This is a genomic window from Thauera butanivorans (genome assembly GCF_048398245.1).
Taxonomy (GTDB): Bacteria; Pseudomonadota; Gammaproteobacteria; order Burkholderiales; family Rhodocyclaceae; genus Thauera; species Thauera butanivorans.
Map to the genome: position 1 here is coordinate 4,629,341 of NZ_CP183038.1, position 21,568 is coordinate 4,650,908.

Here is a 21,568-nt window from a genome sequence, read left to right on the forward strand (position 1 = left end):
GGGCACCAGCGGCACCATAGCCGTATGGGGCACGACCGCCGGCCCCGTCTTCGAAACAAGACGCGGGAAAGACCGTGGAAGCGCCTTCAAGCGTTTCGCCTTCGCCGATACAGCGCCTCACCTGCCGTCCTCCCCGGGATCATTCGATGCCATACTCATGGCATCCAGGCATTCTGTATGCAATTGTAGTCAGAGTCAATGCACCCACATTGAATGGATGTCCGCAGGCGCTGCGCGGGCGAAAATCCATTCGATGCGGGCGCTCATACGGTCGTTGCCCATGCCACTGTCGAGACGATCCCTGCCGTCCTTGCCGTCGAGCGTGTCGTCGCCCGCCCCTCCATAGAGGCGGTCGTCCAGGTCGCCGCCCTTGAGGTCGGGGTCGCTGCCTTCACCCCCGAAAACGATGCGCTGCGGGTCGAGCGTGGTCTGGCCGACTTTCACGACAAGATCGGTATCAACATCGGTGTAGCGCACACTGTCGTTACCCGCAGGATCGACATGGAAAACCCCGCCCGTGGCAACAAGGTCTGTTGTCCTCGCCTGGTTGAGCGCAACGAGCAGCGCGGCCCGGTCGGCAAGCCATTCGTCGGTGAGCTGCCCGCTACCGGTCGCCGGGTCGTAGAGGTCGAGTTCACCCGCCGGGTTGTGCTGGCTGTAGTCCGCGTCCAGCAGAGCAAACGGGTTCAGTTCCTTCAAGGCGTAGCGGTAGGCCAGGGCGTCGGGACCGGTGGCTGCGGCGGCAAGACTTGTCGTGGCCATGCCGGCGAGGGGAATGATTTTCAGCGTGCCAGCCAGATTGCGTTGCTCGATCGTCGTGTTGATCGCAGCAATGGCTTGGTGGAGCGCATCCCGGTTGCCGTTGCCGACGGGCAGAAGCGTGTCGCCGAAACCGAGCACCCGTTCGACGGCATCGACGATCCGTTCCAAGCCGGCGGCGGTGCCGCTCACTGCGGCGTTGAGGATGCTCTTGTAGGCATCGGCGGAGAGCGCAGGATCGAGATCGGCCAACAACGCATACACGGCGAGACTGTCGGTCAGGGTCTGCTGGCTGTGGTTGAAGGCAGCCGGGGGAGCGGATTCGTCGGAGTTGAATTGCGCTTCGATGGCGACATCGACTGGCGTTCCCGGTCGGCTGTGCAGGCCGGCAATGGCGCTCCACGGCGGGCTGCCGATGGCTGCTTCGTCGGCGATGACGTTGGTGATGTCGCCACCGGTGGGTACCGTGCCGCCCAGGGCGGCGAAGAAGTCCTGATTCGCAGAAGACGAGGTGAAGCCGGGGGCGTTGAAAACGGTGACCAGGCCAGCATGGCCCGGAAACAAGGTGCTGAAGGCCATGGCCAGATGGCCGCCCAGGCTGTGGCCGGTGACGGCGAGCTTGTGGTCGGGATCATCGGCCAAGGCGCTCACCAGTTCTCCAGTGCCGGCAACCGGCGCTTCGATCTTCAGCCACAGGATGCCGAACTGGAATCCGTCGTGAGGGTCGAGAGGCCCTGGGACGATCTTGTATTGAATTGCAGTTTGGTTCGTCGGCGTCGTGGCTCGCCGCCACCAGTTCACCATCGCAACGATCTGATCGTAGCCCGCCCCATTCACTGCAATATCGCCATCGGTGCTCAGATCGTTCGGCGTGCCGGTCAGCTCTGCCGTGCCGCGGATCGCCAGAGTCAAATTACCCGAAGCGTCTTTGAATACCGTTGCGCTGAAACTCGTGTCGCTATCGCTGTATTGGGTAACGACAGCATAGGTTTGGGCAAACTGGGTGGCTTGGGAATCAGAAAGCCCCGCATCCTTAAGATTTACTTTCTGAGAATTCAGTGCGCTACTATTCAAATCCGCATAAGCTGCCAATGCGAATCCAGATTGACTAAAAACTGTCTGAATGTTCACTTGGCTTTCCCCTTTATATTGATTACTGATGCAAAGAAATTATTTGGTGTATTCGGGCATGAAAAATGGCTAGGATGTAGAGCAAACAGATCACCTCCAACACGCGAATAAGTGGTGCTCGTAGCCAATATTGAACCATTGGATGTTCTGGAAACAATGAGATCAGATCTACGGACTTCTGGGGCGCCACGTCGGATATAAGTATCCTTATATGAATAGACTGCAACTGAGTCTTTACTTTCTGGCGTTCCCTTCTTCGGAAAATCAACTTGCCCAAATTTGTTCTTTATGGATTCATAAGAATTTTCATCCACATCGATAACTTCATTTATCTTTACCCCGCCATCTATTTCACACATTTCCCTGACCTTCGCATCCCAATACGCCTTGCGTCCTTCATAGAAACCCAGTGTCAATAGCGGAGCGAGAGCAAGGAGCAGAACAATCAGCATCCATGGTTTGATCGCACCAGATTGGGCGGTGCGGCGAAATCGGCGCTGCGGTCGCATTGTTTTTGTCATGCCGACAGCCTCCATGCCCTGTTTAGGTCGGTGCGGGTGTCATAGGCTGTGGCGATGGAAGTGATGCCGGCGGCGGCCAGCGTTTGCAAAAATTTCTGCCCGCTGCCGATCCTGCCGTCGTTGTCCAGATCGCGGGCGAGCAGTCCGTCGTCGGCGCGTACCCAGCCGGTGCGCTCGGCCAGGCCGTCGCCGTCGAGGTCATAGTATTGGCCGGCAAGCGGGTTGGTTTCGATGCCGTCGCCATCGAGGTCGAGGATGATGGGCGAGGCGTTGCGCTCGGCGGGCTCGAGGTCGGGGGTTTCTTTTTCGGGTGGCGGATCATCGCTGGTGCGCAGGTTGATCCGCAGATCACCGTTGGTGAACTGTTCGATGACGAGCCCGCCGTCGATGGTGAGCGTGCCGCCGTTGAGCACGTAGGTGTGGCTGCCGCCGCTGTAGGTACCGGCAGGGTCGTCGCTGGAACGGGTGCCGCCCAGCAGTGCGGTGTTGCCCAGCAGAACCATGCCCTTGCCATCGCTGTCCAGGATGCGGTCCTGGCTGTCGGCCTTGTAGGTATCGTAGCCGGCGCCGCCTTCGAGGCGGTCGGCGCCTTCGCCGCCGATGAGATAGTCCTTGCCCTCGTCGCCCAGGAGAGTGTCGTTGCCGGCGCCGCCGTAAAGGCTGTCGTCGCCTTTGCCGCCTTGCAGGGCATCGTTGCCCTTGCCGCCTTCGAGACGATCCCTGCCGTCCTTGCCGTTGAGCGTGTCGTCGCCCGCCCCGCCATAGAGGCGGTCGTCCAGGTCGCCGCCCTTGAGGTCGGGGTCGCTGCCTTCACCCCCGAAAACGATGCGCTGCGGGTCGAGCGTGGTCTGGCCGACTTTCACCGACAGGCCGGCATCGACATCGGTGTAGCGCACACTGTCGTTACCCGTCGGATCGACATGGAAAACCCCTCCCGTGGCAACAAGGTCTGTTGTCCTCGCCTGGTTGAGCGCAACGAGCAGCGCAGCCCGGTCGGCAAGCCATTCGTCGGTGAGCTGCCCGTTACCGGTCGCCGGGTCGTAGAGGTCGAGTTCACCCGCCGGGTTGTGCTGGCTGTAATCCGCGTCCAGCAGAGCAAACGGGTTCAGCTCCTTCAACGCGTAGCGGTAGGCCAGGGCGTCGGGGCCGCTTTGGGCGAGCGAGGACATCACCGAAGCGCCAGAACCGGCCAAGGATTCGAGCCGGACTTGACCAGCAAGCGCCTCGAAAGCATTTGCGTTTTGCAGACCATAGAGATTTACGTAAAAGGCATCTCTGGTGGTTTGTGAATCCGCGGAATTCATGGCCTTGGTTGGGGCAATGCCTGGGCCAAGAATTATCTTTCTGACAATGTCGAGCGTCTGTTCAAGACTATCGGTTGCCGTTGCCGTGCTGGCTTTCAGCATCGAGTCCATCGCCGACGACGCCAGCGCGGGGTCGAGTTTTTGCAACAGGTCATAAACAGCGAGCGAATCGGAAAGTTTGACAATGGAGTGATTCTCCATGGCGATATTGCCCGTGACGACGCCACTGTCTTCGATGAACAGCGGCACCCGCGTGCCGATGACCTGACCAAGCCCGGCGGTGACGTTGAGACCAGCCTCGCCGTAGAAGGCCAGGTGCTTGCCGCCAATCTGGCCGGAATGGGCGCTGGCGTCCTGTCCAAGCCAGTTCTGCCATTCGTACAGGAGGGCATTTTCTCCGGGCGCGTTGTAGGTCATGACATCGCCCAAGGGGTGATTTCCCCCGGAAGTCAGGCTGACCAGATCGGCAAGCAGATAGGCAACGTGCCCGCCGAGACTGTGACCCGCAAAGTTGATGGTGGCGCCGTCAGGAATCAGTTTGCCCAAGCCTTCGTCGCCAGCGGTGAGCGCAGTGAAGGCGCTTATGGCGGCAGCGAGATTCTCCAATCCACCTACCAGGGGCGTCCCGCTCAAGAGCACGGCGCTCAATGCGTTGACTTCGGTCTGACTGTAGCTCACCGGCTGACCGGCTTCCGTGGTCAGTTGCTTGTAGTAGCGGAAGGCTTCGATCAACTGGACTTTGGCCTTGCCGGCAGCGACGACACCGATAATGTCTTGCAGAAGATCGGCACCCCACTGTTCGCCGGGTTCTGTGCCGCGCACCGCAAAGGTGTAGCTGCCGTCCGCGTTGCTCTTGAAAACCGTGGCGGAGGTGCCGTTGGCGGTATTCGCCAATTGATTGATGAAACTGTAGCCGGTGGCGGGGTCGGTGAAGGTAGTGGCTTGCTTATCGACAAAAAACTTATCCTTGTTGTAAACACTTCCATTACTTCCAGTAAGTGCAGCCAGGAAGTTACCCAACTGACCTTCGCCAAGCGAACTCATGTCCAAATAAGATGCCTGTGACATCCATGAGTAGTTCATGGCCTTGGTTGTGTCGATGCTCATTGTGTTTGCTCCTGCTTAATAGGCTTGAGTGTTTTGGTAATCAGTTCAGATGGATAGACGGTTGGCCCGCAACTTCCTGCATTTCCGGTAGCTGCGTAGAGTCCGTTGACGAAACGTTCGAACCAGCCGCCGGAGTACCCGATGTTGACGTACCGAGCAAGAATCTCACTCGACCCTTTTTCAACCACGCGAGACTCGATGCGCAGGAAAGTGTCTCGAACATCGCCCTTGTCCACTTCGTAGGCATATTTGGCGATCGGTATGACCCCCACCTCTCGAACGATCTTGCCGTCGGGCTGTAGCCTGATCCGAGAACGTTTGCCGCCAAGCGCCTCACCTTCGATAAAGTGGTATCCGTATTTTTTTATCCATTCATCAATTGGCGTCATGCTTGGATAGTCAAACCCCTCCACCCCTTCGACCACCCGATAGATATGCAGCCCACCCTCGGCCTCGCACATCTGCTTGAGCTTGATCCGCCCATAAACGGCATCCGCCGTCGGAATCAGGATTGCCGCAATCACCACCAGCGCCTTCGCCCAATACGGGCCAACTCTCTTGAAGAGTTTCGCAGCACCCCAGACATAGCCGGCAATCAGCGCCAGCACCAGTAATCCACCCATTTATGCAGCCTCCCGAAATTGTTCAGTTGCGGGAGAAGCATCAAGGCGTCGACCTGTCCCTTGTCGCCTTGATGCCCGATTCAGCGCCGTGACGTTGAGACCAGCCTCACCGTGGAAAACCTTGTCGAGCGGGACTGCCGTCCCCGCGTCGCCATACAGCAGGTCGTTACCGCTCCCGCCGTACAGCACGTCATCATTCCCCTGACCCATCAGGGTGTCGTTGCCGCCGCCACACAGATGGTCGCCCTGGCTGCCGCCCGTAATGGCATCGTCGCTGTCGCCCCCGAAAACGATGCGCTGCGGGTCGAGCGTGGTCTGGCCGACTTTCACCGACAGGCCGGCATCGACATCGGTGTAGCGCACACTGTCGTTACCCGTCGGATCGACATGGAAAACCCCTCCCGTGGCAACAAGGTCTGTTGTCCTCGCCTGGTTGAGCGCAACGAGCAGCGCAGCCCGGTCGGCAAGCCATTCGTCGGTGAGCTGCCCGTTACCGGTCGCCGGGTCGTAGAGGTCGAGTTCACCCGCCGGGTTGTGCTGGCTGTAATCCGCGTCCAGCAGAGCAAACGGGTTCAGCTCCTTCAACGCGTAGCGGTAGGCCAGGGCGTCGGGACCGGTGGCTGCGGCGGCAAGACTTGTCGTGGCCATGCCGGCGAGGGGAATGATTTTCAGCGTGCCAGCCAGATTGCGTTGCTCGATCGTCGTGTTGATCGCAGCAATGGCTTGGTGGAGCGCATCCCGGTTGCCGTTGCCGACGGGCAGAAGCGTGTCGCCGAAACCGAGCACCCGTTCGACGGCATCGACGATCCGTTCCAAGCCGGCGGCGGTGCCGCTCACTGCGGCGTTGAGGATGCTCTTGTAGGCATCGGCGGAGAGCGCAGGATCGAGATCGGCCAACAACGCATACACGGCGAGACTGTCGGTCAGGGTCTGCTGGCTGTGGTTGAAGGCAGCCGGGGGAGCGGATTCGTCGGAGTTGAATTGCGCTTCGATGGCGACATCGACTGGCGTTCCCGGTCGGCTGTGCAGGCCGGCAATGGCGCTCCACGGCGGGCTGCCGATGGCTGCTTCGTCGGCGATGACGTTGGTGATGTCGCCACCGGTGGGTACCGTGCCGCCCAGGGCGGCGAAGAAGTCCTGATTCGCAGAAGACGAGGTGAAGCCGGGGGCGTTGAAAACGGTGACCAGGCCAGCATGGCCCGGAAACAAGGTGCTGAAGGCCATGGCCAGATGGCCGCCCAGGCTGTGGCCGGTGACGGCGAGCTTGTGGTCGGGATCATCGGCCAAGGCGCTCACCAGTTCTCCAGTGCCGGCAACCGGCGCTTCGATCTTCAGCCACAGGATGCCGAACTGGAATCCGTCGTGAGGGTCGAGAGGCCCTGGGACGATCTTGTATTGAATTGCAGTTTGGTTCGTCGGCGTCGTGGCTCGCCGCCACCAGTTCACCATCGCAACGATCTGATCGTAGCCCGCCCCATTCACTGCAATATCGCTATCGGTGCTCAGATCGTTCGGCGTGCCGGTCAGCTCCGCCGTGCCGCGGATCGCCAGGGTTAAATTGCCGCCAGCATCCCTGAATACCGTCGCGCTGAAACTCGTGCCGCTATCGTTGTATTGGGTAAAAATGGTATAGGTTTCGGCGAACTGGATGGCTTGGGTGGAGGACATGCCTTTGCCTTCTTGTTGCAAGGCTACCTCGTAAGCATCACGCGTCATACCAGGGAACAGGTTAGAGTAGGCGGCGAGAGTAAGCTCGGCTTGCTCAAAGTGCTTGGCGATATTGCTCATCTTCCAATTCCTTTCTGAAATATTGACGACTCAAGCTTGTCTGTAGCTGGTGATATTTCCGGACAACTAAACGACGATGGATGCCAAGGCCCTGGTAGATCACCACCGCCTCGCCCATATCGAATTGATTCGCCTAATATCTTGTTGTCGCTTCGCCGGAAGATTCGTCCTACATGGCGAACAAGCGATGGATCGCCGGAACGAAGATATTCAGTCTCTAATTCGTAGAAATAATCATCTGTCGGCCGTGCGTAGCGTCGGTTCGGTATGCCGACGTTGCCGTATTGGTCAAATCTATCCGCCGGCAATTTCACGGTTTCATAAACCTTGACGCCCCCATCCTTCGCACACATTTCCCTGACCTTCGCATCCCAATACGCTTTGCGTCCTTCATAGAAACCCAGTGTCAATAGCGGAGCGAGAGCAAGGAGCAGAACAATCAGCATCCATGGTTTGATCGCACCAGATTGGGCGGTGCGGCGAAATCGGCGCTGCGGTCGCATTGTTTTTGTCATGCCGACAGCCTCCATGCACCATTTGCAGCCGTCCGAACTTTCCTGCTGTCCAGGACAAAATCATGGTAGCCAACCAGGCCAGCATGGCCCGGAAACAAGGTGCTGAAGGCCATGGCCAGATGGCCGCCCAGGCTGTGGCCGGTGACGGCGAGCTTGTGATCGGGGTCATCGGCCAAGGCGCTCACCAGTTCTCCAGTGCCGGCAACCGGCGCTTCGATCTTCAGCCACAGGATGCCGAACTGGAATCCGTCGTGAGGGTCGAGAGGCCCTGGGACGATCTTGTATTGAATTGCAGTTTGGTTCGTCGGCGTCGTGGCTCGCCGCCACCAGTTCACCATCGCAACGATCTGATCGTAGCCCGCCCCATTCACTGCAATATCGCCATCGGTGCTCAGATCGTTCGGCGTGCCGGTCAGCTCTGCCGTGCCGCGGATCGCCAGAGTCAAATTACCCGAAGCGTCTTTGAATACCGTTGCGCTGAAACTCGTGTCGCTATCGCTGTATTGGGTAACGACAGCATAGGTTTGGGCAAACTGGGTGGCTTGGGAATCAGAAAGCCCCGCATCCTTAAGATTTACTTTCTGAGAATTCAGTGCGCTACTATTCAAATCCGCATAAGCTGCCAATGCGAATCCAGATTGACTAAAAACTGTCTGAATGTTCACTTGGCTTTCCCCTTTATATTGATTACTGATGCAAAGAAATTATTTGGTGTATTCGGGCATGAAAAATGGCTAGGATGTAGAGCAAACAGATCACCTCCAACACGCGAATAAGTGGTGCTCGTAGCCAATATTGAACCATTGGATGTTCTGGAAACAATGAGATCAGATCTACGGACTTCTGGGGCGCCACGTCGGATATAAGTATCCTTATATGAATAGACTGCAACTGAGTCTTTACTTTCTGGCGTTCCCTTCTTCGGAAAATCAACTTGCCCAAATTTGTTCTTTATGGATTCATAAGAATTTTCATCCACATCGATAACTTCATTTATCTTTACCCCGCCATCTATTTCACACATTTCCCTGACCTTCGCATCCCAATACGCCTTGCGTCCTTCATAGAAACCCAGTGTCAATAGCGGAGCGAGAGCAAGGAGCAGAACAATCAGCATCCATGGTTTGATCGCACCAGATTGGGCGGTGCGGCGAAATCGGCGCTGCGGTCGCATTGTTTTTGTCATGCCGACAGCCTCCATGCCCTGTTTAGGTCGGTGCGGGTGTCATAGGCTGTGGCGATGGAAGTGATGCCGGCGGCGGCCAGCGTTTGCAAAAATTTCTGCCCGCTGCCGATCCTGCCGTCGTTGTCCAGATCGCGGGCGAGCAGTCCGTCGTCGGCGCGCACCCAGCCGGTGCGCTCGGCCAGGCCGTCGCCGTCGAGGTCATAGTATTGGCCGGCAAGCGGGTTGGTTTCGATGCCGTCGCCATCGAGGTCGAGGATGATGGGCGAGGCGTTGCGCTCGGCGGGTTCGAGGTCGGGGGTTTCTTTTTCGGGTGGCGGATCATCGCTGGTGCGCAGGTTGATCCGCAGATCACCGTTGGTGAACTGTTCGATGACGAGGCCGCCGTCGATGGTGAGCGTGCCGCCGTTGAGCACGTAGGTGTGGCCCCCGCCGCTGTAGGTATCCTCGGGGTCGTCGCTGGAACGGGTGCCGCCCAGCAGTGCGGTGTTGCCCAGCAGAACCATGCCCTTGCCATCGCTGTCCAGGATGCGGTCCTGGCTGTCGGCCTTGTAGGTATCGTAGCCGGCGCCGCCTTCGAGATGGTCCCTGCCGGCTCCACCATAGAGGTGGTCGCCATCGTGCATACCGTCGTTGTGGTCGGTGCCTTCGAGCGTGTCGGCCCCGTCGCCCCCGAAAAGATAGCGGGGGCTGCCGTCGTAGCTGCCACCTGCGGCGTTGTAATGGCGCAGGATGAGGCCGCTGGCCTTGTCCTCGAAGTAGGGCGCGGGAAAGACCGTGGTGCTGCCTTCGTGCGTTTCGCCTTTGCCGATGCAGCGCTTCACCTGTCGTCCTCCCCGGGATCACTCGATGCCATATTCATGGAGCCAAGGCATTCTGTATGCAAATGATGTCGGAGTCAATGCACCCACATTGAATGGATGTCCGCAGGCGCTGCGCGGGCGGAAATCCATTCGATGCGGGCGCTCATACGGTCGTTGCCCATGCCACTGTCGAGACGATCCCTGCCGTCCTTGCCGTCGAGCATGTCGTCGCCCGCCCCGCCATAGAGGCGATCGTCCAGGTCGCCGCCCTTGAGGCCGGGGTCGCTGCCTTCGCCCCCGAAAACGATGCGCTGCGGGTTGTGCTGGCTGTAGTCCGCGTCCAGCAGAGCAAACGGGTTCAGCTCCTTCAACGCGTAGCGGTAGGCCAGGGCGTCGGGACCGGTGCCAAGGCTCCCGCAACCACCCACCTGCCGTTGTCCGCCCAACACCGGCTGCGACCCACGAGAGTACGAGCACCGGGCACGGAAGAACCGAAGTGCGTCGCTGCCAAGCGACTGCAGGCCGCGACATCCGATGAGTTTCGCGCAGCGTTGCTGGGCTTTGAAGCACTCCCTGACGACGAAGACGATGGATGAGGAATGCGTAGCTGCGGTCGCCCTGCCGGTAAGGGTAAGAAAGATTCTTCACGGAGGCCATGATGAAAACCGGCCTGACCCGAGTAATTTATCGCAATGATTTTCACATAATCAAAATGGTTTCGCAAACCACCCCGTATCGGATCACACCGGGCCGACAGCACCTCCCGGCTGTTGTTCCAACCCCCGGATATCCTTCACAATCGCACCCATTGCGCGGATACGCGATTCAAGGATTTCCATGTCTCACTCCATCGAACACCTCTTCGCCAACAACAAAGCCTGGTCCGAGCGCATGCATGCGGAGGACCCGGAGTTCTTCTCCCGCCTCGTCGCCCAGCAGTCGCCCGAATACCTGTGGATCGGCTGTTCCGACAGCCGCGTGCCGGCGAACCAGATCATCGGCCTGGCGCCGGGCGAGGTCTTCGTCCATCGCAACGTCGCCAACGTCGTCGTCCATACTGATCTCAACGCCCTGTCGGTGATCCACTACGCGGTCGAGATGCTGCGCGTGAAGCACATCCTGGTGGTCGGCCACTACGGCTGCGGCGGGGTCAAGGCGGCGCTCAACGACAACCGCACCGGCCTTACCGACAACTGGCTGCGCCACGTACAGGACGTGCGCGACCGCCACACCGAGCGCCTGGCGCAGATCGACGACGCCGACGTCCGGCTCGACCGGCTGTGCGAACTCAATGCCATCCACCAGGTGGTCAATGTGTGCCAGACCTCGGTGCTGCGCGAAGCCTGGCAGCGCGGCCAGAACGTGACCGTGCATGCGTGGTGCTACAGCCTGGACAACGGCCTGGTGAACAACCTCGGCCTTAGCGCCGGCAGCCGCGACGAAGCGCTGGAGCTGTATCGCAGCGCGGTCGAACGGCTGATCTGAGCGCTGCGCGCCATGCGCGTCGGCATCGATCTGGGCGGCACCAAGATCGAGCTCGTCGCCCTCGACGAGCGCGGCTGCGAACGCTTTCGCCGCCGCGTGCCGACGCCGCAGGGCGACTATCCCGCCACGCTGCAGGCCATCACCGATCTGGTCAGTGAAGCCGAAGCGCACGTCGGCATGAGCGCCACGGTGGGCATCGGCACGCCGGGTTCGGCCTCACCGCGCAGCGGCCGCATGCGCAACGCCAATTCCACCTGCCTGAACGGCCAGCCGCTGCAGCAGGACCTCGAAGCCCTGCTCGGCCGCCCGATACGCATGGCCAACGACGCCAACTGCCTGGCGATGTCCGAGGCCGCCGATGGCGCCGGCGCGGGTGCGGAGGTGGTGTTCGCGGTGATCCTGGGCACCGGCGTGGGCGGCGGCATCGTCGTCCGCGGCGGGCTGCTGAATGGCGTGAACGGCGTCGCCGGCGAATGGGGGCACAACCCGCTGCCGCTGCCCACCGCCGACGAACTGCCGCTACCCGCCTGCTATTGCGGCCGCAGCGGCTGCATCGAAACCTGGCTGTCCGGCCCCGGCATGGCGGCCGACCACGCCCGGCGCCACGGCGATACGCTCGGCGCCGCCGCGATCGTCGCCGCGGCGAACCACGACCCCGACTGCGACGCCACCCTGCGGCGCTACGAACAGCGCCTGGCGCGTGCGCTGGCCGGGGTAATCAACCTGCTCGATCCGGATGTGATCGTGCTCGGCGGCGGGCTGTCGCGCATCGAGCGCCTGTATACGAACGTCCCCGCGCTGTGGGCGCCCTTCGTCTTTTCCGACTGCATCGCCACGCGGCTGGTGCCGGCCCGGCATGGCGACGCCTCGGGCGTGCGCGGCGCGGCGTGGCTGTGGCCGGCATGAAGCCATGAGATGGGTTTCGCGTTGCTCTACCCATCCTACCAACCCACGAATCGGTGACGGCAGAACGCGTTGGGTCGCGCAGGTGGAACGTGGCGAAACCCGTCAACCGCCTGACGCAGTAAGAACGGTCTGATTGAAGACCGGCTCAATAGAAAATCCCGGCTGCAAGGGAATCCGGTCACAGAAATCGCGTCAAACCCCCCGTTCAGCTTGAGAGGACGCGCCGCCCCTTTTATACTTGAGAACGAATCTCACTTGAAATCCCAATCAATTCCTTTTCAGGCAATTCCGGCGCTCCGTTCCGGGAACGCCGCCGCGCAGCACGCGCTTTCCCGAACCCATGCCTTCCACTTCGTCACCCAAGGGGCGATCGCGCCTCTTGCTGCTGGCCGCAGTCGTCGCGGCGGCCACGGCCACCTGGTACTTCCTGCGCCCCGCGGCGCAAACCTCCGCCCCTTCGGGGCCGCCACGGCCGATGATGGGCTGGGGCGGTCCGGTGCCGGTCAAGACCGTACCCGCCGAACGCGGTGAACTGGACGTGCGCCTGCGCGCGATCGGCACGGTCACGCCGCTGGCCAGCGTCACGGTGCGCAGCCGCGTCGATGGCGAGCTGATCAGGCTGGCCTTCAACGAAGGCGACCGGGTGCGCAAGGGGGCGCTGCTGGCCGAGATCGACCCCGCGCCCTACCGCGTCGGCCTCGCCCAGGCCGAAGGCCAGTTGCAGCAGAACCAGGCTCAGCTCAAGAACGCCGAAACCGAGCTCGCCCGCTACCGCCTGCTGTTCGAGCAGGATTCGATCGCCCGCCAGCAGGTCGAAGCCCAGGAAGCGCTGGTCAATCAGCTGCGCGGCACGCTGAAGTCGAACCAGGCCCAGGTCGACGATGCCCGCCTGAAGCTCGGCTGGACCCGCATCGAGGCGCCGATCGAAGGCCGCGTCGGCCTGCGCCGGGTCGATGCCGGCAACCTGATTTCCAGCGGCGACAGCGAGGGTATCGTCAGCATCGTCCAGACCCGCCCGATCGCGGTGATGTTCACCGTGCCCGAGCGCGACCTGGCGACGGTGCGCGAGGAAATGGCGCGCGGCCGCAGCCTGGAAGTGGAAGCCTGGGACCGCGACGACCGCAAGCCGATCGCCAGCGGCGTGCTGCGCACCTTCGACAACCAGATCGACACCGCCACCGGCACGGTGCGGCTGAAAGCCGAATTCGCCAATGCCGACGACGCCCTGTTCCCGAACCAGTTCGTCAATGTCCGCCTCGCGGTGCGCAGCATCCAGGATGCGGTGACGATCCCCGCCGATTCGGTGCAGTTCGGCTCCAGGGGCAGCTACGTCTACGTCATCAACGGGGGCAAGGCCAACATCCGCCCGGTGGCGCTGGGCGCCTCGGACGGCGTCAAGGTGGTGGTGGAAGACGGCCTCGAAGGCGGCGAGCAGGTCGTGCTCGAGGGGCTGGACCGCCTGCGCGAAGGCAGCAACGTGATCCTGGCCGACAGTGACGGCAGCATGGAAGGCGGCATACGGGCACCCGGCGCACCGGGAGCCGGCGGGCCGGCTGCGGGCACGAGACCATCGGGCGCACCCTCTGCTGGTGCTGGAGCCCCCGGAACGCCGGCCGCCAGCTCTGGCGCCCCCGGCGGCCCGCGCCCGGGCGGCTGAACGACTCTCCAGCGATGAACATCTCCCGCCCCTTCATCGAGCGGCCGGTGGCGACCACGCTGCTGATGCTCGCGCTCGTCATCTCCGGCCTGCTGGCGTGGCGGCTGCTGCCGGTGGCGGCGCTGCCCCAGGTCGATTACCCGATCATCCAGGTGTTCACCTTCCACCCGGGCGCCAGTCCCGAGGTGACGGCCCGCACCATCACCGCGCCGCTGGAGCGCCGCCTGGGGCAGATCCCGGGGCTCAAGCAGATGAGCTCGACCAGCTCCGGCGGCGCCTCGGCGATCACCCTGCAGTTCGGCCTCAGCGTCGATCTGGGCGTGGCCGAGCAGGAAGTGCAGGCGGCGATCAACACCGCCGCCAACCTGCTGCCGAGCGACCTGCCGACGCCGCCGATCTACCGCAAGGTCAATCCCGCCGACGCGCCGATCGTGACGCTGGCGGTGTCCTCGGCGGCGCTGCCGCTGCCCGAGGTGTACGACATGGTCGACACCCGCATGGCGCAGAAGCTGGCGCAGTTGCCCGGCGTCGGCATGGTCAGCCTGGCCGGCGGCCAGCGCCCGGCGCTGCGGGTGCAGGTCAATCCGCAGGCGCTCGCCGCCCACGGCCTGAGCATGGAGGACATCCGCAGCACGCTGGTGGCGGCCAACTCCACCCAACCCAAGGGCAGCCTGGACGGCCCGCACCGCTTCGTCATGGTCGAAGCCAACGACCAGATCAAGTCGGTCGAGGAATATCGCAATCTGATCGTCACCTGGTCGAACGGCGCGCCACTGCGCCTGGGCGACATCGCCACCATCGAACAGGGCGCGGAAGACCGCTTCCTCGCCGCCTGGGCCGGATACTGCCTGGCCAGCGATGCAGACGGCGCCTGCGCCGAACCGGTCGATGCACCGGCGGTGCTGGTCAACATCCAGCGCCAGCCGGGCGCCAACGTCATCGAAGTTGCCGACCGCGTGCGCGAGCTGCTGCCGCAGCTCACCGCGACGCTGCCGGCGGCGGTCGATGTGGCGATGCTGACCGACCGGACGCTGTCCATCCGCGCCTCGGTGCGCGACGTGCAGAAGGAGCTGGTGTTCGCCGTCGGCCTGGTGGTGCTGGTGACCTTCCTGTTCCTGCGCCGCGCGAGCGCGACGCTGATCCCGAGCGTGGCGGTGCCGCTGTCGCTGGTGGGCACTTTCGGCGTCATGTATCTCGCCGGCTTCTCGGTGAACAACCTCAGCCTGATGGCGCTGACCATCGCCACCGGCTTCGTCGTCGACGACGCCATCGTGATGCTGGAGAATATCGCCCGCCACCGCGAGGCCGGCGCCTCGCCGATGCAGGCCGCGCTGAAGGGCGCTGCCGAGATCGGCTTCACGCTGGTGTCGCTGACCATCTCGCTGATCGCGGTGCTGATCCCGCTGCTGTTCATGGGCGACGTGGTCGGCCGGCTGTTCCACGAGTTCGCCGTGACGCTGGCGGTGGCGATCATGATCTCGCTGGTGGTATCGCTGACGCTGACGCCGATGATGAGCGCGCGCATGCTCGGCGACACGGCAGGACATGAGGAAAGCGGCAATGGCTTCCTCGACCGCGTCATCGACCGCTATGCGGTATGGCTCGACTGGGTGCTGCGCCACCAGACCGCCACCTTGCTGGTCACGCTCGGCACGCTGGCGCTGACCGCACTGCTCTACGTCACCGTGCCCAAGGGCTTCTTCCCGGTGCAGGACAGCGGCGTGATCCAGGTCGTCACCGAGGCGCCGCAGACCGTGTCCTTCAGCGCCATGGCCGAACGCCAGCAGGCGCTGGCGCGGGTGGCGATGGCCGATCCGCAGGTGCAGAGCCTGTCGTCCTTCATCGGCGTCGACGGCAGCAACACCACGCTCAACAGCGGGCGCATGCTGATCAACCTGCACCCGCACGGCGAGCGCGACGGCGTGGCGGAGATCATGCAGCGGCTGGCGGAGCGCTTCACCGCAGTCGAAGGCATCGAAGCCTGGATGCAGCCGGTGCAGGAACTGTCGATCGAGGACCGCATCAGCCGCACCCAGTACCAGTTCACGCTGTCCACGCCGGACGAGGACGAACTGGCGGCCTGGGTCGACGCCATGGTGACGGCACTGCGCCAGCGCCCGGAGCTGGCTGACGTCGCTTCCGACCTGCAGCGCGGCGGCGTGCAGGCCCGGGTCGAGATCGACCGCGACGCCGCGACCCGCCTGGGCGTCAGCGCCGCGCAGGTGATCGGTGCGCTGCACACCGCCTACGGCCAGCGCCAGATCGCCACGCTGTTCACCCACGCCAACCAGTACCGCATCGTGCTCGAGGTCGATCCGCGCCACGCGGTCGGCCCCGAGGCGCTGGAGCGCACCTACATCCCGGCCGCCGGCGGGCCGGTGCCGCTGTCGACGGTGGCGCGCATCTCGCTGCGCCCGGCGGTGCTGGCGATCTCGCATCAGGGCCAGTTCCCGGCGGCGACGCTGTCCTTCAACCTGGCGCCGGGCGCCTCGCTCGGCGAAGCGGTGGCGGCGATCGAGACGGTGCGCGGCGAAATCGACCTGCCGATGGCGGTGGAAATGCGCTTCCAGGGCGCGGCCGAAGCCTTCCGCGCCTCGCTCGGCAACACCTTGTGGCTGATCCTGGCGGCGGTGGTGACGATGTACATCGTGCTCGGCGTGCTGTACGAAAGCACCATCCACCCGATCACCATCCTGTCCACGCTGCCCTCGGCCACCGTCGGCGCGCTCGCCGCGCTGCACCTGTCGGGCCGGCCGCTCGACCTGGTGGCGGTGATCGGCATCGTGCTGCTGATCGGCCTGGTCAAGAAGAACGGCATCATGATGGTCGACTTCGCCCTCGATGCGCAGCGCAAGCTCGGCATGGCGCCGCACGACGCCATCCGCCGCGCCGCGCTGCTGCGCTTCCGCCCCATCCTTATGACCACGCTGGCGGCGCTGGTCGGCGCGCTGCCGCTGATGCTGGCCGGCGGCTCGGGCGCCGAACTGCGCCAGCCGCTCGGCGTCGTCATGGTCGGCGGGCTGCTGGTCAGCCAGGTGCTGACGCTGTTCACCACGCCGGTGGTCTATCTGTTCTTCGACCGCCTGACCGGCGGACGCGCGGCACGGCAGGACGCGGCGGCCGTGGACGCACGCGCATGAACCTGGCACGCGCCTTCATCCGCCGGCCGGTGGCGAGCTGCCTGCTCGCGCTCGCGCTGGTGCTGTGCGGCCTGCTCGCCTACCGGCTGCTGCCGGTGGCGCCGCTGCCGGAAGTGGAATTCCCGTCGATCGAGGTCACCGCCAACCTGCCCGGCGCCAGCCCGGAAAGCATGGCGGCGAACGTGGCGACACCGCTCGAACGCGCGCTCGGCAGCATCGCCGGCGTGACCGAGCTCACCTCGTCCAGCAGCCAGGGCGCCAGCCGGGTGAGGCTGCGCTTCGATCTCGACCGCGACATCAACGCCGCCGCGCGCGACGTCCAGGCGGCGATCAACGCAGTGCGCGGCCAACTGCCGGCCGGCATGCCCGGCAACCCCAGCTACCGCAAGGTCAACTCGACCCGCTCGCCGGTGATGGTGATCGCGCTGTCCTCGCCCAGCCTGTCGCCCGGCCGGCTGTACGACCTGGCGGCGACCATCCTGGCGCAGAAGATCGCCCAGATCGAAGGCGTGGGCGAAGTGAACGTCGGCGGTTCGGCGCTGCCGGCGGTGCGGGTGCAGCTCAATCCGGGCATGCTCGCCCATCACGGCATCGCGCTCGACGACATCCGCACGGCGATCGCCGACGCCAACGCGCTGCAGCCGCTCGGCGTGCTCGAAGAAGGCGATCTGCGCTGGCGCGTCGGCAGCAGCGACAGCCTGCGCACCGCGGACGACTACCGCGCGCTGATCGTGCGCTACCGCGACGGCGCGGTGGTGCGGCTGGGCGATGTCGCCACCGTCAGCGACAGCACCGAGAACCGCTACAGCAGCGGCTTCCACAACCACGACCCGGCGGTGCTGCTGCAGGTCTATCGCCAGCCCGACGCCAACATCGTCGCCACGGTGGACACCATCCGCGCGCAGATGCCGATGCTGCAGGCGCTGCTGCCGGCCGACACCACGATGCGGGTGGTGGTCGATCGCAGCCCCGGCATCCGCGCCACGCTGGCCGAAGCGCAGTTCACGCTGCTGATCGCCGCCGGGCTGGTGATCGCGGTGGTGTGGGCCTTTCTCGGCGACGGCCGTGCCGCACTGATCCCGAGCCTGGCGGTGCCGGTGTCGCTGATCGGCGCCTTCGTGGCGATGTACTTCTACGGCTTCTCGCTCAACAACCTGTCGCTGATGGCGCTGATCGTCGCCGCCGGCCTGGTAGTGGACGACGCCATCGTGGTGCTGGAGAACATCGAGCGCCACATCGCCGACGGCATGCGCCCCTACCGCGCGGCGCTGAAGGGCGCGGGCGAAGTCGGCTTCACGCTGCTGGCGATGAACGTGTCGCTGGTGGTGGTGTTCCTGTCGGTGCTGTTCATGGGCGGCGTGCTCGAACGCCTGTTCCGCGAGTTCGTGATCACGCTCGCCGCCGCCATCCTGGTGTCGCTGGCGGTGTCGCTGACGCTGACGCCCAGCCTGTGCGCCCATTTGTTGCGGCCGCGCGAAGCACGTGGCGGCGGGTGTCTGGCGGCCTTCGGCAGCCGCCTGTCCGCCGCCCTGCAGCGCGGCTATGCGGCGAGCCTGAGCTGGGCGCTGCGCCACGGCACGATCGTGCTGCTGCTGCTGGCCGCGGTGATCGCCTGCAACGTCTATCTGTACATCGCCATTCCCAAGGGCACGCTGCCGGAACAGGACACCGGCCAGTTGCGCGGCATGGTGCGCGGCGACGACGGCTTCTCCTTCCAGTTGATGCAGCCCAAGATCGACGTCTACAGACAGCACATCCTGTCCGACCCGGCGGTCGAGGACGTCGTCGGCACCAGCGGCGGCACCGGCGGCATCAGCAATTCCTGGCTGATGGTCAAGCTCAAGCCGCGCGCCGAACGCGACGCCAGCGCCCGCCAGGTCATCGACCGCCTGCGCGCCAGCGCGCCCAAGGTGCCGGGCGGCATGCTGTTCATGCACGTCGATCAGGACATCCAGCTCAATCCGCCCTTCAATACCAGCGACTACACGGTGCTGCTGATGTCGCCCGAAACCGACGCGCTGAAGCAGTGGGCGGTTCGCCTGACCCGGGCGATGGAGGATCTGCCCGAGCTCGTCGACGTCAACGGCTACCGCGACGAAGGCACGCAGCAGTTGAGCATCGACGTCGACCGCGAAGCCGCCCAGCGCCTGGGCGTGGACATGCGCATGGTCGGCTCGGTGCTCAACAATTCCTTCTCGCAGCGCCAGGTCGCGACGTTGTACGACAGCCTCAACCAGTACCGCGTGGTGATGGAGCTCGACCCGCGCTATACCGAACACGCCGGCGTGCTCGACGAACTGCAGGTGGTCACCGCCAGCGGCCAGCGCGTGCCGCTGTCGGCCTTCACCCGCTATCGCCACAGCCTCAGCAACGACCGCGTGTCGCACAAGGAGCAGTACGCCGTCGAAGGGGTCGACTATGCGCTGGCGCCCGGCGTCGGACCGGAACAGGCGATGCAGGCGATCGACGGTGCAGTGGCGGGGCTGATGATGCCTTCCTCGCTGTTCGTCCGCCACGGCGGCTCGGCCCAGACCCTGGGCCAGACCAGCCAGTCGCAGCCGCTGCTGATCCTGGCGGTGCTGGTGACGGTGTATTTCGTCCTCGGCATCCTGTACGAAAGCACGCTGCATCCGCTGACGATCCTGTCCACGCTGCCCTCGGCCGGCATCGGCGCGTTGCTGGCGCTGATGCTGTCGGGCACCGAGTTCAGCCTGATCGCGCTGCTCGGCCTGTTCCTGCTGATCGGCGTGGTGATGAAGAACGCCATCCTGATGATCGATTTCGCCATCGACGGCGAGCGCCGGCTCGGCCTGTCGCCGCGCGCCTCGATCGAGCGCGCCGCGCTGCTGCGCCTGCGCCCCATCCTGATGACCAACCTCGCCGCCCTGCTCGGCGCCCTGCCGCTGCTGCTCGGCGTCGGCGAAGGCTCGGAGCTGCGCCAGCCGCTCGGCATCGCCATCGTCGGCGGCCTGGCGGTCAGCCAGTTGCTGACGCTGTACACCACGCCGGTGGTCTACCTCGGCCTCGACCGCCTGCGGCTGCGCGTGCTGCGCAAGCGCGCTGCGGTCGGGACGGTAACGCCATGAAGAACAGCAGCCTTTCCCGCTCCAGCCGCCTCCGCTCCCTTTGGCCGGGCGCCCGACAAGGGACGCCCGGCCAAAGGGAGCGGGCGTTTCGCCGTCGCTGCCTCGGACCGCTCATCCCTTCCTCCGCCTTTCCCGCCATGCGCCTGACCACGCTCTGCTCCCTCTCCGCCGCCTTCGTCCTGACCGGCTGCGCAGTCGGGCCCGACTACCGCGCGCCGGAACTGCCCGCGATGCCGCAGACCTTCAAGCACGACGCCGGCTGGCAGACGGTGCGGACTCCGCTGCTCGAAGACGGCAACTGGTGGAAAGCCTACGGCGACGACACGCTGGACGCCCTGATCGCCGAGCTGGAAGCCGCCAATCCGGGAATGGCGCAGGCCGCCGCGCGTCTGCGCCAGGCCGAAGCCGCCTTGCGCGGCGCCCGCGCCGGCTTTTCACCGACGGTGGGCGCCGAGCTCTCGGCCCGGCGCAGCGGCACGGCCGACGGCGTGGCCAACAGCTACGACGGCGGCCTGTCGGTGAGCTGGATCCCCGACCTGTGGGGACGGGTGCGGCGCGCGGTCGAAGCCGGCGAAGCCGAACTGGCCGGCTCGGCCGCCGACCTGGCCGCGCTGCGGTTGTCGCTGCAGGCCAGCCTGGCTCAGTCCTACATCCGCCTGCGGGTGCTCGACCTGCAGCGCGAGCTGCTGCTGCAGACCGAGGCGGCCTACACCCGCTCGCTGCAGCTCACGCAGAACCAGTACGAGGCCGGCATGATCGCGCGCGCCGACGTGGTGCAGGCCGAAAACCAGCTCGAAGGCGTGCGCGCCCAGTTGCTCGAACTCGTCGACCAGCGCGCGATGGCCGAGAACGCCATCGCGGTGCTCGCCGGCCAGCCGCCCTCCAGCTTCGGCATCGAAGCCGACGGCAGCCTGCTGGCGCTACCCGCCGTGCCGTCGGCACTGCCGGGCGAACTGCTCGCCCGCCGCCCCGACCTGGTGGTGGCCGAGCGCCGCGTCGCCGCGGCCAACGCCCGCATCGGCGTCGCCCAGGCGGCCTGGCTGCCCGACCTGACCCTGGGCCTGTCCGGCGGCTACCGCTCCGGCTCCTTCGCCGACTGGTTCGAGGCGCCCAACCGGGTCTGGGCGCTCGGCCCAACGCTGGCGGCGACGCTGTTCGACGGCGGCGCCCGCGCGGCGACGCTGGACGACGCCCGCGCCGCGCACGACGCCGCCGCCGAAGCCTGGCGCGAAGCGGTGCTGGCCGCGCTGCAGGAAACCGAGGACGCCTTCGCCAGCCTGCGCGCCCTCGAGGCCCGCGCCGCCCAGCAGGCCCGCGTGGTGGCGCTGGCCGAGGAAAACGAACGCCTGGTGACCAACCGCTACCGCGCCGGCCAGGTGTCCTTCCTCGAGGTGGTGGTGGCGCAGAACGGCACCCTCGCCGCCCGCCGCAACGCGCTGGACATCACCCGCGACAGGCTGCAGGCCAGCGTGCAACTGGTTGCTGCGCTCGGCGGCGGGTGGTCGGTGCCGGCGGAGTAGCCGGCCGAACACTGGCAGATCGGATGCAGCACCCGATTTA

Annotated in this window: 15 protein-coding genes and 1 pseudogene; 6 read left to right on the plus strand and 10 right to left on the minus strand. The window is 64.5% G+C overall.

Going from position 1 to position 21,568, the window contains the following annotated elements; genetic code table 11:
* Positions 1–195: 195 nt before the first annotated feature.
* From ACNQFN_RS22360 to ACNQFN_RS22405, 10 genes and pseudogenes are all read right to left on the minus strand, one after another.
* The gene (locus tag ACNQFN_RS22360; RefSeq protein WP_418647609.1) at positions 196–1,890 is read right to left on the minus strand and encodes a hypothetical protein; all 1,695 of its coding nucleotides are present in this window, start codon (positions 1,888–1,890) and stop codon (positions 196–198) included.
* Positions 1,887–2,411: a hypothetical protein gene (locus ACNQFN_RS22365; RefSeq protein ID WP_418647610.1), complete on the minus strand. Its 525-nt coding sequence runs from the start codon at positions 2,409–2,411 to the stop codon at positions 1,887–1,889. Before ACNQFN_RS22365 ends, ACNQFN_RS22360 begins: the two co-directional genes overlap by 4 nt.
* Positions 2,412–2,974: 563 nt before the next feature.
* Positions 2,975–4,822 (minus strand): annotated as a pseudogene (locus ACNQFN_RS22370) (hypothetical protein); the annotation flags it as partial.
* Complete coding sequence (locus ACNQFN_RS22375) at positions 4,819–5,445, minus strand: hypothetical protein (protein WP_418647611.1); 627 nt, start codon at positions 5,443–5,445, stop codon at positions 4,819–4,821. The pseudogene ACNQFN_RS22370 and the gene ACNQFN_RS22375, both read right to left, overlap by 4 nt.
* Complete coding sequence (locus tag ACNQFN_RS22380) at positions 5,446–7,233, minus strand: hypothetical protein (RefSeq protein ID WP_418647612.1); 1,788 nt, start codon at positions 7,231–7,233, stop codon at positions 5,446–5,448. It lies immediately after the preceding gene.
* A complete protein-coding gene (locus ACNQFN_RS22385; protein WP_418647613.1) occupies positions 7,230–7,748 on the minus strand; it encodes a hypothetical protein in 519 nt (172 codons plus the stop codon). Before ACNQFN_RS22385 ends, ACNQFN_RS22380 begins: the two co-directional genes overlap by 4 nt.
* Entirely contained in the window at positions 7,745–8,413 is a 669-nt protein-coding gene (locus ACNQFN_RS22390; RefSeq protein WP_418647614.1) for a lipase family protein, read from the minus strand. The genes ACNQFN_RS22385 and ACNQFN_RS22390 overlap by 4 nt, the downstream gene beginning before the upstream one ends.
* Positions 8,410–8,934, minus strand: a complete 525-nt coding sequence (locus tag ACNQFN_RS22395; protein ID WP_418647610.1) for a hypothetical protein — start codon at positions 8,932–8,934, stop codon at positions 8,410–8,412. Before ACNQFN_RS22395 ends, ACNQFN_RS22390 begins: the two co-directional genes overlap by 4 nt.
* The gene (locus ACNQFN_RS22400; protein ID WP_418647615.1) at positions 8,931–9,755 is read right to left on the minus strand and encodes a hypothetical protein; all 825 of its coding nucleotides are present in this window, start codon (positions 9,753–9,755) and stop codon (positions 8,931–8,933) included. Before ACNQFN_RS22400 ends, ACNQFN_RS22395 begins: the two co-directional genes overlap by 4 nt.
* 74 nt (positions 9,756–9,829) lie before the next feature.
* Positions 9,830–10,162: a hypothetical protein gene (locus ACNQFN_RS22405; protein ID WP_418647616.1), complete on the minus strand. Its 333-nt coding sequence runs from the start codon at positions 10,160–10,162 to the stop codon at positions 9,830–9,832.
* A gap of 409 nt (positions 10,163–10,571) precedes the next feature.
* Here ACNQFN_RS22405 and can point away from each other — a divergent pair, with 409 nt between their 5' ends.
* The 6 genes from can (at position 10,572) to ACNQFN_RS22435 (ending at position 21,528) form a co-directional block, all read left to right on the plus strand.
* Positions 10,572–11,219 carry a carbonate dehydratase gene (gene can, locus ACNQFN_RS22410; RefSeq protein ID WP_418647617.1) on the plus strand — a complete coding sequence of 216 codons (648 nt, stop codon included), beginning with the start codon at positions 10,572–10,574 and terminating at the stop codon, positions 11,217–11,219.
* Positions 11,220–11,231: 12 nt separating this feature from the next.
* On the plus strand, positions 11,232–12,125 hold the full coding sequence (locus ACNQFN_RS22415) for an ROK family protein (RefSeq protein ID WP_068635696.1): 894 nt from the start codon (positions 11,232–11,234) through the stop codon (positions 12,123–12,125).
* Between the two features lie 379 nt (positions 12,126–12,504).
* On the plus strand, positions 12,505–13,782 hold the full coding sequence (locus ACNQFN_RS22420) for an MdtA/MuxA family multidrug efflux RND transporter periplasmic adaptor subunit (RefSeq protein WP_418647618.1): 1,278 nt from the start codon (positions 12,505–12,507) through the stop codon (positions 13,780–13,782).
* A 14-nt stretch (positions 13,783–13,796) separates the two neighbouring features.
* Positions 13,797–16,922 (plus strand): efflux RND transporter permease subunit, encoded by a 3,126-nt coding sequence (locus tag ACNQFN_RS22425; RefSeq protein WP_418647619.1) that lies wholly within the window; start codon positions 13,797–13,799, stop codon positions 16,920–16,922.
* Positions 16,919–20,008: an efflux RND transporter permease subunit gene (locus ACNQFN_RS22430; protein WP_418647620.1), complete on the plus strand. Its 3,090-nt coding sequence runs from the start codon at positions 16,919–16,921 to the stop codon at positions 20,006–20,008. Before ACNQFN_RS22425 ends, ACNQFN_RS22430 begins: the two co-directional genes overlap by 4 nt.
* Before the next feature lie 137 nt (positions 20,009–20,145).
* A complete protein-coding gene (locus ACNQFN_RS22435; protein WP_068635694.1) occupies positions 20,146–21,528 on the plus strand; it encodes an efflux transporter outer membrane subunit in 1,383 nt (460 codons plus the stop codon).
* The last annotated feature ends 40 nt before the right edge of the window (positions 21,529–21,568 follow it).

Bases quoted from the DNA above. Each gene is read 5' to 3' on its own strand.
- ACNQFN_RS22365 (WP_418647610.1), bottom strand. From the start codon at position 2,411: ATGACAAAAACAATGCGACCGCAGCGCCGATTTCGCCGCACCGCCCAA.
- ACNQFN_RS22375 (WP_418647611.1), bottom strand. From the start codon at position 5,445: ATGGGTGGATTACTGGTGCTGGCGCTGATTGCCGGCTATGTCTGGGGT.
- ACNQFN_RS22380 (WP_418647612.1), bottom strand. From the start codon at position 7,233: ATGAGCAATATCGCCAAGCACTTTGAGCAAGCCGAGCTTACTCTCGCC.
- ACNQFN_RS22385 (WP_418647613.1), bottom strand. From the start codon at position 7,748: ATGACAAAAACAATGCGACCGCAGCGCCGATTTCGCCGCACCGCCCAA.
- ACNQFN_RS22395 (WP_418647610.1), bottom strand. From the start codon at position 8,934: ATGACAAAAACAATGCGACCGCAGCGCCGATTTCGCCGCACCGCCCAA.
- can (WP_418647617.1), top strand. From the start codon at position 10,572: ATGTCTCACTCCATCGAACACCTCTTCGCCAACAACAAAGCCTGGTCC.
- ACNQFN_RS22415 (WP_068635696.1), top strand. From the start codon at position 11,232: ATGCGCGTCGGCATCGATCTGGGCGGCACCAAGATCGAGCTCGTCGCC.
- ACNQFN_RS22425 (WP_418647619.1), top strand. From the start codon at position 13,797: ATGAACATCTCCCGCCCCTTCATCGAGCGGCCGGTGGCGACCACGCTG.
- ACNQFN_RS22430 (WP_418647620.1), top strand. From the start codon at position 16,919: ATGAACCTGGCACGCGCCTTCATCCGCCGGCCGGTGGCGAGCTGCCTG.
- ACNQFN_RS22435 (WP_068635694.1), top strand. From the start codon at position 20,146: ATGCGCCTGACCACGCTCTGCTCCCTCTCCGCCGCCTTCGTCCTGACC.